Source organism: Paenibacillus sp. IHB B 3084 (assembly GCF_001447315.1).
Taxonomy (GTDB): domain Bacteria; phylum Bacillota; class Bacilli; order Paenibacillales; family Paenibacillaceae; genus Paenibacillus.
Window position 1 is genome coordinate 3,626,006 of sequence record NZ_CP013203.1, and the last position, 14,765, is coordinate 3,640,770.

General features: G+C 45.9%; 10 protein-coding genes and 1 pseudogene. 5 read left to right on the forward strand and 6 right to left on the reverse strand.

The window, feature by feature from the left end; all coding sequences use genetic code 11:
- Positions 1–186: 186 nt before the first annotated feature.
- Positions 187–1,980, reverse strand: a complete 1,794-nt coding sequence (locus ASL14_RS16900; protein WP_134912607.1) for a helix-turn-helix transcriptional regulator — start codon at positions 1,978–1,980, stop codon at positions 187–189.
- A gap of 301 nt (positions 1,981–2,281) precedes the next feature.
- On the opposite strand from ASL14_RS16900, the gene ASL14_RS16905 reads away from it, so the two are divergent.
- Entirely contained in the window at positions 2,282–3,508 is a 1,227-nt protein-coding gene (locus tag ASL14_RS16905) for a serine hydrolase domain-containing protein (RefSeq protein WP_134912609.1), read from the forward strand.
- Between the two features lie 645 nt (positions 3,509–4,153).
- Here ASL14_RS16905 and ASL14_RS16910 read toward each other — a convergent pair.
- Positions 4,154–5,290, reverse strand: a complete 1,137-nt coding sequence (locus tag ASL14_RS16910) for a stalk domain-containing protein (RefSeq protein ID WP_134912611.1) — start codon at positions 5,288–5,290, stop codon at positions 4,154–4,156.
- A gap of 404 nt (positions 5,291–5,694) precedes the next feature.
- Here ASL14_RS16910 and ASL14_RS16915 point away from each other — a divergent pair, with 404 nt between their 5' ends.
- Positions 5,695–6,075 carry a winged helix-turn-helix transcriptional regulator gene (locus ASL14_RS16915; RefSeq protein WP_134912613.1) on the forward strand — a complete coding sequence of 127 codons (381 nt, stop codon included), beginning with the start codon at positions 5,695–5,697 and terminating at the stop codon, positions 6,073–6,075.
- A gap of 45 nt (positions 6,076–6,120) precedes the next feature.
- Here ASL14_RS16915 and ASL14_RS16920 read toward each other — a convergent pair whose 3' ends face one another.
- Positions 6,121–7,191, reverse strand: coding sequence for an SDR family oxidoreductase (locus ASL14_RS16920; RefSeq protein WP_134912615.1), 1,071 nt, complete (start codon positions 7,189–7,191; stop codon positions 6,121–6,123).
- Between the two features lie 410 nt (positions 7,192–7,601).
- Entirely contained in the window at positions 7,602–7,790 is a 189-nt protein-coding gene (locus tag ASL14_RS16925) for a hypothetical protein (protein ID WP_134912617.1), read from the reverse strand.
- Positions 7,791–8,100: 310 nt separating this feature from the next.
- On the opposite strand from ASL14_RS16925, the gene ASL14_RS16930 reads away from it, so the two are divergent.
- Entirely contained in the window at positions 8,101–10,083 is a 1,983-nt protein-coding gene (locus ASL14_RS16930) for a heavy metal translocating P-type ATPase (RefSeq protein WP_223264361.1), read from the forward strand.
- A 500-nt stretch (positions 10,084–10,583) separates the two neighbouring features.
- On the opposite strand, the pseudogene ASL14_RS16935 reads toward ASL14_RS16930, so the two are convergent.
- A pseudogene (locus ASL14_RS16935) lies at positions 10,584–11,696 on the reverse strand (NADH-dependent flavin oxidoreductase); the annotation flags it as partial.
- A gap of 177 nt (positions 11,697–11,873) precedes the next feature.
- Here ASL14_RS16935 and ASL14_RS16940 point away from each other — a divergent pair.
- On the forward strand, positions 11,874–12,296 hold the full coding sequence (locus tag ASL14_RS16940) for a MerR family transcriptional regulator (protein WP_134912623.1): 423 nt from the start codon (positions 11,874–11,876) through the stop codon (positions 12,294–12,296).
- Positions 12,297–12,374: 78 nt separating this feature from the next.
- Positions 12,375–12,584 carry a pentapeptide repeat-containing protein gene (locus tag ASL14_RS29610; protein ID WP_189338170.1) on the forward strand — a complete coding sequence of 70 codons (210 nt, stop codon included), beginning with the start codon at positions 12,375–12,377 and terminating at the stop codon, positions 12,582–12,584.
- Positions 12,585–13,232: 648 nt separating this feature from the next.
- On the opposite strand, the gene ASL14_RS16955 is transcribed toward ASL14_RS29610, so the two are convergent.
- Positions 13,233–14,756, reverse strand: a complete 1,524-nt coding sequence (locus ASL14_RS16955) for a DHA2 family efflux MFS transporter permease subunit (RefSeq protein ID WP_134912625.1) — start codon at positions 14,754–14,756, stop codon at positions 13,233–13,235.
- Between the last annotated feature and the right edge of the window lie 9 nt (positions 14,757–14,765).

Here is a 14,765-nt window from a genome sequence, read left to right on the forward strand (position 1 = left end):
GCCAAATTATTCATTCTACAGGAATTCTAACGGGACACGATAGTTCAACTTCACTTGCTGCTATGACGAGAACCGGATTCCCCTGTAAGGGTCCGGTTTTTTTCTGCAACGCATTGCTTAGCGTACGATTTTTTCCGTTTCGTGAGGTGACCCCTATATCGTGAGTACCATCGGGAAATTCTCCAGCTACACGATATTCTTCATTCGCGCCATTTCTATTGCTTCTTCGCGGTTGTTGACGCCGAGTTTCGAGTAGAGAATCGAGCAGTAATTGCGGATCGTTCCCTCCGATAAAAATAGCTTGGCGGCGATCGATTTGTAGCGCAGTCCGCTCGACAGATGCTCCAGAATCTCCATCTCGCGTTTCGTAAGCCCGTACGGGTAGTTTCCCTGACTTGAACCGATTTTCTCCAACTGCTCACGTTGACGCTTCATCTCTTCGAAAACTCGCGTAGCGACCGATTGGTCGATCCAGGTTCCTCCATTATAAATAAGTTTCAAGGCTTCCTTCATCTCCCGCGGATGAATCGACTTCAGCATGTAGCCTTCTGCCCCGCGCTCCAATGCAGTTGCTGCCTGCAAGGAATCCTTAAACGTTGTCATGAACACAACCTTCATATCAGGCCATCGTTGTTTCATCTCAAGTAAAGCTTCAATCCCGCCCATTCCCTGCATACGAATATCCATTAGCACGATATCTGGTTGGGAGCGATCACAATGTTCTAATGCTTCGCGCCCGTCCCCGGCTGTACCAACGACGTTAAAATCAGCATGCTGATCCAAAATTTGCTTCAAGCTGTCGGTAATGATCACCTGGTCATCAACGATCAGCAGGCGGATCGCATCATGTACAGGCTCTGTCTGCAACGGAATATTACATATGACGAAAGTTCCTTGTCCTGACTCGGAATGCACGGACACCGTGCCGTGAAATAGTTCAAGTCGTTCCTTCATTCCATTGAGCCCAAATCCAAATTGGATTTCTTCCATTCCGATGCCGTTATCTTCGATCTGTAATCGAAGCTGCTGACTATTGAAATGTAACTGAACGGATATCACGCTCGCCTTGCCGTGCCGAACCACGTTGGTTAGAGACTCTTGAAGGCAACGATATAAACAAATGTTTATTTTTTGCATAACGAGAGTCTCACTGCCGATCACACGGAATTTGACCGTTATACCTGTTGACTTCATAAAATCTTCAGTTAATTGCCGCAGCGATTCACTTAACGAATGGTTCAACGGAGTATGAGAGAGCTGATGCAGATGCTTTCGGATATCAACCAGACTGTGTTGGGCGATTCCGACAAGCGAATCGATCCTCTCTATTTGCGCATCTGGTACGGACGATCGCAGTGATTCGACGCCGACGATGAGCGAGGTAAGCGTATGGCCAATCGTGTCATTCAGCTCATGTGACAGCCGGCTGCGCTCCTCCATCAGCGTAAGTTCCTCAATCCGCTTAATATGCTGCTCCAGCAACAGCTTTTGCTCTTGAATAATTCGGGCTTGCTTATGGGACTGAATTAAAATATTAAACGCGAAGCCGATGGCAAAACCAAGGCTGCAGCTAACGATAAACTCATACGGGAGACGATCAGCAATCCAACCGTTCAATACCGGGAATACGATTCCGCTAAGGATACCTGTCCACACATAGGTTCTTCGACTGCTCGTCAAGCCGATAGTTATCACGAGTAAAACAAAAGACCAAAGCAATCCCGGGGCTGCGTAGGCTAAATAAAGATAAAAAAAGCCCGTTACCGTGACTTCGATTGTGAGATACCAGTCTTCTTTCCTATAGAGGATGATTAATGGAACGAGATAAACGACGAAAGCAAGAGAAAGTACAACCCAAAGCGACACAACGGTCAATGACGGATCGACAAAACCAGCGCTTGCGATAATGACCAGCCAAAGCGTTCGTATGGCCACAAGTATCCAATCATACCAGAACCTTTTTTTCATTATCGAGAACACGAATTACGCACACCTTCTTATATTTTTTTGCAAACCAATTTCCGAATGATTCAGACCTATCATGCAATATAACTTCCCGATCCGTCAAGCGAAAGAGGGTGGGGTAACAGCGGTTAGAACGTAGCTTAGCAAGCACGTCATATAAGACAGTTGACAGTTTGTCATGCGGTATATGTGACAGGTCCAAGTACGATGTCATCAAAAGCTTGGCGGTTTTATCACTGTTCGATTTAACAATATCGGAGGTAAGGTGAGGGGGTAAAGCAGAACAACATTCTAAAAATAATAGGAGCGATGCGTTATGAAATCATTCACCATTCGAAAAGGAGTTGCACTTACTTTAACAGCTATATTGGCGGGTACACTGGCTTATGGAACTGTCCACGCAGAGGGTCAGACGGCAACTTATCAAGCTATCGATAAAGCTGCCAATACCGACAATATTTTATCGTCGGAATTCGCAAAAGAACCCAAAAAAGAACTCAACGAGAAAGAAAAGAAAAGAAAGCATCGGGAAGAAGTCAAACGCGTCATGGATCAAGTAGTTACCAACAAAAGAGTTCCAAGTGTCGTGGCAGGCGGGCTACAGGATGGGGAACGCTGGTCCTACGCTACGGGTACAGCCAGTTTCGAAGTACCACGCCCGGTGGAGCCGGATTTTTCATTCCGTATTGGAAGCATCACGAAGACATTCACTGCTACCGTTGTATTGCAGTTGGCTCAGGAGAAAAAATTGAACCTGGATGATTCGGTCGAAAAATGGCTGCCGGGGGTCATAAAGGGTGATGGGTATGACGGCAACAAAATTACGATTCGTCAGTTATTGAACCATACAAGCGGGCTTGCGAGCTATACTGATCTTGATTTTCGAGATATTACCTTGCCTCAAAATCCATTCCGTTACTATTCGTCCGACGAGCTTATCAGCATGGGACTAGCAAAGCCGCCTGTATATGCGCCAGGGAAGGGCTGGAACTATTCGAACATGAATACTATACTAGCCGGTCAAATTATTCAGAAGATAACAGGAGATACGTATGCGGAGCAGATCAGGAAACGGTTGATCGAACCGCTCGGGATGACAGGGACATTTGTAATGGAAAATAGTCACGATATTCCGGGTAAGCATGCCACAGGATATAATATGGACAGATCGGGTCATTTGTATGATTTAACAGAAATGAGTCAATCATGGGCAAATGCAGCCGGAGATATAGTCTCAACAACCAAAGATTTGACCACCTTCTTCAGTGCGCTGTTGGGCGGAAAGCTTCTAAATCAAGAGATAATGGACCAGATGCTCACGACAGTAGATTCACCTATAGGTAAAGTCGGACTAGGGATTTATGAAATAAAAACAGCTGACGGGCAATCATACTGGGGGCATGCCGGCGGTACTTTCGGATTTGAATCGAGAGCCTTCGGATCTCTAGGCGGGCAGCATATTTTGGTAACGTGCATCAACTCGGTAGCCCAGGAAGTGGCGCCGGCTCACAATAAAATAATCGATAAGGAGTTTGGCCGTTAAGTTTAAAGCCGACATCGCGCCCTTTATTTGAGGGCGGATGTCGGTTTCTGCTGTGATTAACCGTCGTTTCATGCAATCGAGGCACATATGTCCGCATTCAGAATAAAACGACATCAAAATAGATAAGATGCACGAGGGGCATAACGACGGCGTATTTTATATTCGGTCGGTCGAGCTCTACTATCGACTTCTTTACCACTCCCGCCAACAGATTGTTTACCGCCGAAATCGGTAAAATAGGTTAGACGCAAATTCGATATAGAGAATAAGAAGATATATGAATTTTTAGAAATACATAGTAAGTATAGACAACGTAATATTACTAACCTACACATTGCACCAGCCTACAATTTCTATTTAAAAAAGACTTCAAGGAAAATCAAACATTAAGACTGTTGTACAAAAATATCAGAATTTCGTATATGTTATTCCGCTAACGGCGAACTATAGTTCAATCATAACCAGAACGGCAGCGGGTCTATTTGATCTGCTGCCGTTTTCTAACCTAACGGGCAGGATAGTTCAATAAAACAAGGGTAGCCGCTTGTAATTGGCTACCCATCACTCATTGGTGTCGTCCCATCTGGGAGATCAGGCCAAATACCTCGTTCCTCCTCTGTATAGCGCAAAGAGAACTCGGACCGTTTATTGTGCCGTTAAGATGTCCCCGGAAGGAACGGGGAGTGAATAGGAATATAGTTTATCGTCTTTTAACATCGGACTATTGTTTTTGAAGTACAACGTGGGACCGTTTCTTTTCACGTATTTCAGGTAATCGCCCTTGTATGGGACATCGTTCGTTGTGACATATTCAATGTCGTCCGCGTCGAGCAGTTTGTCGTAAAGCTTGACACTCCCGCCCGAATTTCGGTCAACGAGGGTGAGAAGCCCAAAATTGTTAGGGCGGATAAGAAGAAAATCGTCCGCAATGCCTTCGATGAAATAGTTGTCATCCTCGCCGCTGAGCTTGACTAGATTCAGGGTTTGCGTCACGATGCCCGTCCCGTCCTCGATGATCCGCAGCAACTTCCCGTCCGTGAGCAGCAGATGGTTCCCGTATTGCGTCACATTGTTCGTAAACCGATTCCAATAGCCCACGTCGGATTGTCGGATGACGGCGCCATTTTTCAAAATAAGGGTAAAGACATGGTTGTTGATATGGGGTTCCCCGTAGTTATCCAGAATCGTGACGAGAAGAAGCCCTTCAGGCGTTTTTTTGAAATCCATTGTGACTCCGTCATAAAGCTGGGAACCGAGATTTGCGATCTTCGTCTGGACGCCATTCCTTCCCATAACGAACAGATCACCGGTTTTTTTGACAATGCTGTACGTATTGCCTGCATACGTTTGGCTGACGCCCGCATACGTATGAAGTCCGCTTGCACTCACGAGATGATGCTGAGCATCCCAACGGATCGAACCACCCTCAAGTGTTTGAATGATGAACTGGGCAGGCAGATAAAGCTCCTCCTCATACAGAAAAGGAGCGCCACCTACATCGACGAGATGGCTGTCCACAAATCCCGTTTTGCTCCCTACCCGGACAGCCGCCTTTTTGCCGTAGCCCTCAAATTTCGCTCGTTTGTGCGTCTTATCCCAATGTAGAGTCATGCCGGCCATCTGCGCGATTGAAGCAGGAACGTAGGTCGTTCCGTTTTTGACGATGGCTCCCCCGGACAAATCTCCGCCATTCTCCCATGAAAACCGGTAATAGGCGGTTCCTCCCGCATTCACGATGGAAGGAAACACAGCGTCGCCGCAACCGCGGCTGCTAGAATCCATTTACTTTTCAACGTAACCATCGCCTTTCTTTGCATAGAATAGTTGATAAGACGACTCCTTGAACAGAAAAGTTGCGAATCGACGAGCAAAAGTTCTCTTTGGTCGCTTAAACATTTGGCTGTATTGTATATTGGATTCCGTATAGCGCATAACACAAAGTTGCAGTTCTAAGAATTGTGGATCTTCTTCTGTTTCAGAAAGGAATTAGGCTCCGTTGAATTATCGGGAAACGATAGCACAAAGAAGAACACAGGCTGCCGTAATATCGGCAGCCTGTTGAGCTAACGGGCAGGATAGCGTAATATTTTGGTTGTAGTTATAATGTTTAATAGGGACATTTAATGGCCAATTCATCAGGAGTTACCAATGACCTGTGTCGAAATATTCGAAAAGGGGCAAGTTGTGTGAAAAAGACTGAAAAAATTTACAACACTGCAGTTGAGGCAACTTTAGAGGTAATTGGTAGGAAATGGAAACCTGTTATTCTCTTTCATTTGACATTCGGTAAGAAACGTAATAATGAATTTAAGAGCTTGATTCCCTCAATTACTCAAAAGATGTTAACGCAGCACCTTCGGGAGCTTGAAGAAGAGGGCGTCATCTTACGTATTTCCTATAATCAGGTACCACCTAGAGTTGAGTATGAGTTGACAGACTACGGCTGGAGTCTAAAGGAACTCCTACATCTGATGTGCCGTTGGGGGGATTCGCATATAGAGAGAAAGTACGAGGGAAAGGCTACTGTTCTGGCTAATCCAATGCTTACAGACGTAAATAACAGTTAAGAAACCGACCAATACAAGGTCGGCTTTCTTATTTTATACGGTAGTTTACGGGATGACTTTACGCTTGCGGAAGTCGTTGAAGATGTTCATAAACATTGCTTCGGTATCGACGAATTCGTGAAAGCCTAAACGACGAGCCTTAGTTCCGTCTGCAAAAAAATCGTAATCCCATGCAAACACGAAATCGCCAAATAGCCAAGAGGATACGTCTTTATAGGAATTTCGAGCAAGCCCATGCTTCTCAACCATTTTGTTCCAAAGCTGCTCCTTGTCCGCCATGACAACGTCCAGAGACATCTGCAACGGAGGCGCTGTTTCCATACCAAAGTATTGAGCGATCTTCGGCCATAACTCATTCCAACGGAACAGATCGCCGTTCGTAATGTTGAATGCCTGATTCGCACAGCGCTCGTCGGTCGCCGCCCATACTGTTGCCTTCGCGAGAAGCCCAGCGTCTGTCATCTCCAAGAGGCTGTTGTAAGCTCCCGACTTACCTGGAAACCGCAAAGGGATTCCAAGTTCCTTCGAAATTGAAGCGTAAATCGCTATGACCATTGCGAGGTTCATCGGATTTCCAAGCGAGAAGCCGCAGACTACAGAAGGACGGAGTGCAGACCAAGTCCAAGCCTTACCTTTTTGCCGTTGTTCTAAGAAATCTTGCTGATCAATATTGAACTCAGGAGGCATGTGGTTAGCGTCTGTCTCACGAGCAGGAGTTTTGAACGGGCCGAGATGTGCGCCGTATACCTTGTATCCCTGCATCAGACTGACATGTTTCAAGCCCGACGCGATTGGTTCGATCACTTCTACGATGTTCACTAACATGGCGAGGTTTGGTGGAACAAGTTCAGCCCAAGTTTGACGGTCTTGGTAAGCAGCATAAAAAATGTGTGTTACCCCAGTTAAATCGCTTAACTTCTCGTGAAGATCGTCTATATTGAGTAGATCCGCAGCCACATATCGAACATGGTTGCTAGATTCTCCACCGCGACGCGATACGCCGATCACGTCCCAATCAGGAAGAGAGATGAGGTGATCGATAAGGTTGCGACCGATAACACCATTAGCACCTACGACCAAGGCGACTTTGCGTGTTGTTGTAGATTCATTATTCATAGTGTTTCAGCTCCTTCTGTACTATTCTTTGTACAACATTATTTTGCATCAACTAACCATACATAGGAAGTACGCACTTTAAAGTGACATAAGCACTTTAAAGTAATCGAGGTATATTCAGACGAAAAGAAGTCAGTCAACTCTCTCTTTGCTTTCTTAATCATTATGGTAGATGGGTATACTCGGCGCTAGCTTTCAAGGTAGTTTAAGTTAACGGGGAACGTTAGTTTAATAAAACAGCGGCAGTCTAGGACTTTATTTTCTTGTCCATGGCTGCCGCTGTTTCTTTTATTAAGCTCAGTCTATCCTGAAAATATATCCCAGCGAAAGTAGTAAAAAAGGCAATAGGAAAGTGACCCTAAGACCAGAATAAATTGGCCAGGGCAAAAAATGTGGATAGTTGCAAGATATTAGGAAGCTGTGACAGAATGAACAGAAACAGATACGCCTAATGATTCGAGTTTCCTCAGGGACTGTTTAATGATCACGTCGCGTTTTCGCTCTTCATAATAGGTCGGACCCAGTTCGCCCAAGAATTGGGAAGACATCATGCCACCATTTGCCGGGAAATCCGTCGGAATGCCGAGCAGGTCCATCATGTGCTGGAAAGCCATCTATCGTTGGATCTATGAAGGTCGCTTGGCGAACGTCTCCGAAGCTCAGCTTCGGCATCAAGGCACTGGGGTAAACTCCTGTTTACAATCGGAAAAGAAAAGGTATATAATAAAACAAAAGTTTCACTAAACCAAAATAATTGTACAAATGCAAAAATGATTATCATTCTCATTTCTAAACATGCTGCTTCGGGCTTCCCGAAGCAGCATGTGCTATTTTAAGGCACTTAATAATGGATATCATTCTCAATGAGATGCAGTACAACGGACAAAAAACGGAAAGGAACGTGACATGATGCAAGCAGTTCAACAACTTCAAAAGACATTGTCTACCTCTAATCAGATACTTTCAAAAAACAGTGGCAGCGGACGGCCAGGCCCGAATCGCAAACCGCAATTCCAGCTCAAAAACATGCTGAAAAACAAGGAGATGCAAGCTGCCCTGGGCAGTGGAATGCTTATGCTGGTAGCATGGGGCGTCTCACATTGGTCGCAATGGCTGGCGGTCATGCTGTATGTGGTTTCCTACGCCCTAGGTGGCTGGTCCAAAGCCAGAGAAGGAATTGAGACGCTGATTCGTGAACGTGATCTGGATGTCAACTTGCTTATGATCGCAGCGTCATTGGGGGCAGCGGCTATTGGCTACTGGAATGAAGGAGCAATGCTGATCTTCATTTTTGCACTCAGTGGTGCGCTGGAGAGCTATACCACCGAGCGCAGCAGCAAGGATATTTCCGAGCTGATGGCGTTGAAGCCAGAAACGGCTTTACGTCTGTCCCCCGAGGGGACGGAGATGGTCGGCATTGAGCAACTGCTGCCGGGTGATCTGCTGCTGGTGAAGCCGGGCGAACTGATTCCGGCGGATGGCCGGATTTCCAAGGGCGTTTCGGCGGTGAATCAGGCATCAATTACGGGGGAGTCCATTCCGGTGAACAAAGCGGTGGGTGACGAGGTATATGCGGGCACCATTAACGGAGAAGGCGTCCTGTATGTGGAGGTAAGCCAATCCTCCGAAGGCACTTTATTTTCAAAAATCATCCGTATGGTGGAGGAAGCACAGACAGAGGTCCCCGATTCCCAACGGTTTATCAAAAGGTTCGAGTCGATTTACGCCCGAATTGTGGTTGCTGTTACGCTGATCGTTATTGCAGGTGCGCCAATGGTATTGGGCTGGACGTGGGCAGCGGCGTTTTACAAGGCAATGGTATTTCTCGTTGTGGCCTCACCCTGCGCACTCGTGTCGTCCATTATGCCAGTAATGCTGTCGGCTATTTCCAACCGTGCCCGTCGGGGCATTCTGTTCAAAGGTGGTGCGCATGTGGAAAATATGGCGCTGACATCTGTCGTCGCCTTTGACAAAACAGGTACGCTGACCATCGGTTCACCTGTTGTTACGGATTGGATTATCGCCACAGGCTACGATGCTGATGAGCTGTTACACATTGTCGCGGCAGTAGAAAGCTACTCCATGCATCCGTTGGCACGAGCGATTGTAGCCAAAGCCCAAGCCGAATTGGAGCAGCGTGAGCTCCCCACAGTGGAGCAAGTGCAATCCCTGACCGGATGGGGAATGGAGGGCATGGTAGACGGGGTGAGGTGGAAAGTCGGGCGCACGGATGTGCTGGATCACACTAGCCCGCTGGCAGAGCCGGAATGGGTGGAAACACGAGCTCGACTAGAAGCCGAGGGCAAAACTGTATCCATTATCCTCGCCGATGACCGGATTGCCGGGATGCTGGCACTGCGCGACGAGCTGCGGCCACAGGCGCAGGAGGCGGTGAGACGCCTGCAAGCACAGGGCATCCGGGTCGTCATGCTGACCGGAGACCGCCCGGAAACCGCCGCTGTGATCGCCGCGCAGGCCGGAGTCGATGCCGTATATGCTGGTCTGATGCCGGAGGACAAAGTCAGTCATATTCGCATGCTTCGGGAGCAGTATGGGCATGTCGTCATGGTCGGCGACGGTGTGAACGATGCTCCGGCACTGGCTGCCGCAACGGTCGGACTGGGCATGGGTATGCATGGCAGTGGAGCCGCACTGGAGGTCGCGGATGTGGTGCTGATGAACGACGGGATCGAAGAGATTGCTCCGACAGTAGCGCTGGCACGAAAGGCACAGCGCGTGGTCAAGCAAAATATGATCTTCGCCGTCAGCGTCATTTTATTGCTCGTCATTAGCAACTTTGTGCAAGATATAGCTCTGCCATTTGGCGTCATCGGGCATGAGGGCAGCACGTTACTTGTGATCTTGAACGGCTTGCGCTTGCTGCGATCATAAAGCAAATAAGATCATGATCCTAAGATGATAAACGAAAAGGAGCATTCACATCCCTTAAAGGACAGGGGGTGGATGCTCCTTTTTTGCGTGCCAGCCTATTGTGAAAAGAAAATAAAGTATTAGACTGAGAATTATCAAGACCTTGGTTGAAAAAAACTTATTAAAATAAAAGGATCTACATATTATGCATAACTAATATGTAGATCCTTTTATTTTCCAAACTGAGAAAAAAAGCATTAATCGAGGATCGATTGTTACGCTAACGGGCAGTTTAACGCAACAATATTCTGGAGCGGTAGCCTTAGATTCAGGTTATTTAACGCCCTCTATTTGCAAAGGCCTTCAAGATCGAAACATACGCGGTATGTGTGTCCGCAACAGCAAGAATTGCCCTATCGAACTACGGATGGACGGAGCACCTTAGAATCAGCAAAAGAAACCCGAAGTCTCATAAAAGACTTGGGTTTCTCGTCAATCTGAGTAGCCTTTAGGACTACTCTTTATTTACTAATATTAAACCAACCTGGCATTGCTTGAAATACATTCCAAAGTTTTTCTGGAATATTAAGCTTGTCGAGTTTCGAAACGTTCAATTCAGAATCTACCTCGGCTTCACGTCCATTTGCGACCTTTTCAACCCAATTAGGATCCATAATTAACGCATGCCCAATGGCGACTAGCGGCAATCCTAATTCCACAGCTTTAAGAGCATCATCCGGTGTTATTATGGAACCAGCAGCCATCACAGGTACCTTACCGTTTGCTCTTTCAAGAATTAATTCAAGCCGTGTTTTTTCATCTTGACTATCTACTGGCTTTGAAGACACATTGTCTAATGAAGCATGTATATAATCTAAATCCTGTTCAACAAGGAAATCAATTAATTCATACGTGTCTTTCATACGTAATCCGTCCACTTTGGAGGATTCTTCAGGGGAAAATCGGAATCCTAAAATGAATGGTTTTGTAGCATGTTTTTCAATGACATTTTTGATTTCTTCAATAATTGCCAACGGAAAACGCAAGCGATTTTCAAGTGATCCTCCCCATTGGTCCGTCCGTTGATTTGTCGCTGGCGACCAAAAATTCTGAATTAAAAATCCATGAGCCCCATGAATTTCGACGCCATCAAATCCGGCTTCAATCGCTCTTCTCGTTGTGTCTCCAAAAGCACGTACAATCGACAAGATCTCCTCATGTGATAGTTCTCTTGTTTCTGAAGTTGAACCTAAATTAGTAACTTCGGGTTGCAATGCACTCGCACTAACTGCATCCAATCCAGGCACGGCTTTATTGCCAGCATGGAAAATCTGTAGGATCGCAGGAGCGCCTCCACTTTTCGCTGCCTCAGCTAATTTTCGTAAACTTGGAGTAAATTCATCATTGTACCCAGCGAATTCATTCGTAAAACCCTGCCCATTAGGTGTAACATGAGTACACCCTGTAATGACGAGTCCTACTCCATTCACTCTTTGTTTGTAATACTTTACTTCGTCATCCGAAATGGTAAGATCGTCATTACTTGACCAGGTTGTCATAGGTGCCATAACGATACTATTCTTAATTGTTATTCCATTTCTGAATGTGAAGGATTCAAATAACCTACTGTATTCTGATTCACTTCATTAACCTCGCTCTCATATTTTCTTTCTATTTCAGTTTAATTGGTTGCCTTTACGGTAAGTCAAGTATTTATTTTATATGATTAAATATAGATTTGTTGCGTTGTCATACTCTTTATGATATATATTTAGTTACAGTAACTGTAACTAAAGGAGGGGGACAAGTAGATGTTGTATTCAATGACATATGTAGTGGAGAATTTAAATGTATCTGCAAAGACGCTTCGATTTTATGAAGAGCAAGGGATATTACCAAATATATCTCGTGACGAAAAAGGCCGTAGAGTTTATAGCGAACAACAAATAGATTGGATTTCTTTTATTCGTTGCCTCAAAGAGACAGGCATGCCTCTTTCAAAAATAAAGGATTACAAGGAACTTTATGAATTGGGAAATACCACCTATTTACAAAGAGAAGAAATGTTGACGCAGCATAAATTGGAAGTGCAGAAGAAAATTGACGAAAGTTTTAAACACTTAGAAGAAATAAACTATAAAATAGCCATGTATGAACTTCAGAAAGAAGAGGTTATGAAAAACCCCAACTATAACTTTAAATGTCACGGCCTGGAGATTAAGACGGTGAATTAATGTAATGTACTTACACTAACGGAGAAAGTTAGTTAAAATATTACAGCTGCAACTTAAGACTATATTTCTAGTCTAAATGTGCCGCTGCGTCTCTGTGAATACGTCAAAAATCAGTCAGGTCTTACTTTTGAGGAGTGTCTATTCTCCATTGACTTTTCAGGCTCTAAATTTGAAGCCACGAGATTTATTAATTCGAATTTGAAGACATGCATTTTTACTAATTGTATTCTCAATAATGCGATATTCGCTGGTAACTCTTTAGATGATACAAATTTCTCAGTCAGGTGATGCAAAACTGCTGGACGGGATAAGTTGGTTCGTTCTGTAATTTCCCCAACCCTTATACCAGGCGTTCCCGCACTCTGCATTAAAGTTATAATAATCGCTTGCCTTGTTTCGTCACCAATAGCGTTTAGCATCTTCTGATTATCTTTGAACGCATGTAACAGATTAACGCTGCTGTTCAGATCAATCATAACCATCCTCCCTTTAGTTAAATGGTTTAAGCTATTGAGTGATTATAGAGTAGCATGCGTACAACCGTAGGGCTACATCGGGAAAGAAGATCGAGATGGTTACGACAGTAAGGATCTGCATTTCTAAAAGCCTCACTGAATTATCAGATTGACTTTAAAGACATTACATTCTTAGTGAGCCCTGTAACGGATAAGACTGGAACTGCCAAGGTTGGACAATACTTTGCACATCATATACTGAAATGGGTTGACCCTTGAGCTAACGGGAGACGCTAGTTAAATGATAACAGCGGCAGTCCAAGACTTTATTTATCAAGTCTTGGTCCGCCGCTGCTTCGTTTAATGGATCAGTCTAAAACTTATTTTTCAAAAGCTGACGATTTTTCAATTTTAAAATCGCGTTAAATCAACGACTCCAGTCTAACACTTTATTTCACCGAACACCTATCGTGTTGCAGGTTTATCTCCGTCGAGGTATAGACCGCCGCAAGAACAGGGAGAACAGCAGTCCCGCCAGTGCGATTCCGGTAGCAATGATAAAGGCATCATTAATGCCGTGGATCGTCGATTCTGTGACGGCACTTCGATATACCTGCTGTAACGCAAGCGCCGAGCCAGTTTCCGTCGAAACCCCCGCCGTTTGCGCGAGGGTTTGCCCCAGCTCAGCTACGCCTTCAGTTAAAGGTACATTGGCGGTGGTAGCCACATTCGCATAATCCGCCAAATGAACCGTAGCCCGGCTGCTCATCACAGTAATGAGCCATGCGGTGCCGATGGACCCGGCGATTTGCCGTACCGTATTGGACATGGCTGTACCGTGGCTGCCGAGATGGGGAGGTAGCTGGTTCAGCCCCTCCGTCTGTACGGACATCATTAACAGCGACATCCCGAAGCTGCGAATCGTGTAGATGAGCATAATGTGTCCGTAGGTGGTGGCATCCGTCAGCAGACTGAATTCCCACGTCGTGACCGCCGTAATAATCAACCCGATAATTGCCAGTGGCCTCGCACCAATACGGTCGAAAATGGCTCCCGATATCGGTGACATGACACCCATCAGCAGTGCGCCCGGCAACAGCAGCAAACCAGATTGCAGCGGTGTAAAGCCGCGTATATTTTGCAGATAGATCGGTAACAGCAGCATCCCGCCGAACATCGTCATATTGACGGTAGCGCCCACCAATGTGGATACCGTAAAAATATCATACTTAAACACACGGAATTCCAGCATGGGTTGCCTCATATTCAGCTCGCGTACGACAAACAATACAATAAACACGAGCCCGGCAGCGAGTGTGAGTACTACTGTATTGCTGCTCCAGCCCTTGTCTCCAGCGGAACTGAAGCCATACAGCAGGAAGCCAAAGCCAAGGGTCGAAAAGATCGTTCCCATCAGGTCAAAATGCGGATACGTCAGCTTGGACACATTTTTGAGCCAGCGTACCGCAAACAGGATATCAATGATCGCCAGCGGAATGACCAGTAAAAATAGCAGTCGCCAGCTGTAATGCTCCACAATCCAGCCGGATAAAGTCGGCCCGATAGCTGGGGCAAACATCATGGCGATGCCCATCGTCCCCATGGCTGCTCCCCGTTTTTCCGGGGGGAATACAGTCAGGAACACATTCATAACCACTGGCATGATAATCCCTGCTCCGCTAGCCTGAATGATGCGTCCGACCAGCATAGGCGCAAATCCGGTACTGACGGCGCAGACGACAGATCCGGCGGTGAACAGCCCCATCGCGGAAATAAACAGCGCACGTGTCCCGAACGACTCAATCAGGAAGGCTGTAATCGGAATCAAAATCCCGTTGGTCAGCATATAACCGGTGGATAGCCACTGAACGGTAGTTGCGGATACATTGAAGTCATTCATCAAATGCGGAATCGCCACATTCAGCAGGGTTTGATTCAAAATAGAAATGAAGGCGCCTAGCAGCAGTACGGACAGGGTTCGTCCGATGGACATTTTTTGTTCCATGACAGCCTC

Excerpts from the sequence above, each read along its gene's own strand:
- ASL14_RS16920 (WP_134912615.1), bottom strand. The coding sequence starts at position 7,191 with ATGAATAATGAATCTACAACAACACGCAAAGTCGCCTTGGTCGTAGGT.
- ASL14_RS16925 (WP_134912617.1), bottom strand. The coding sequence starts at position 7,790 with ATGATGGACCTGCTCGGCATTCCGACGGATTTCCCGGCAAATGGTGGC.
- ASL14_RS16940 (WP_134912623.1), top strand. The coding sequence starts at position 11,874 with ATGTTGTATTCAATGACATATGTAGTGGAGAATTTAAATGTATCTGCA.
- ASL14_RS16955 (WP_134912625.1), bottom strand. The coding sequence starts at position 14,756 with ATGGAACAAAAAATGTCCATCGGACGAACCCTGTCCGTACTGCTGCTA.
- ASL14_RS16905 (WP_134912609.1), top strand. The coding sequence starts at position 2,282 with ATGAAATCATTCACCATTCGAAAAGGAGTTGCACTTACTTTAACAGCT.
- ASL14_RS16910 (WP_134912611.1), bottom strand. The coding sequence starts at position 5,290 with ATGGATTCTAGCAGCCGCGGTTGCGGCGACGCTGTGTTTCCTTCCATC.
- ASL14_RS16930 (WP_223264361.1), top strand. The coding sequence starts at position 8,101 with ATGCAAGCAGTTCAACAACTTCAAAAGACATTGTCTACCTCTAATCAG.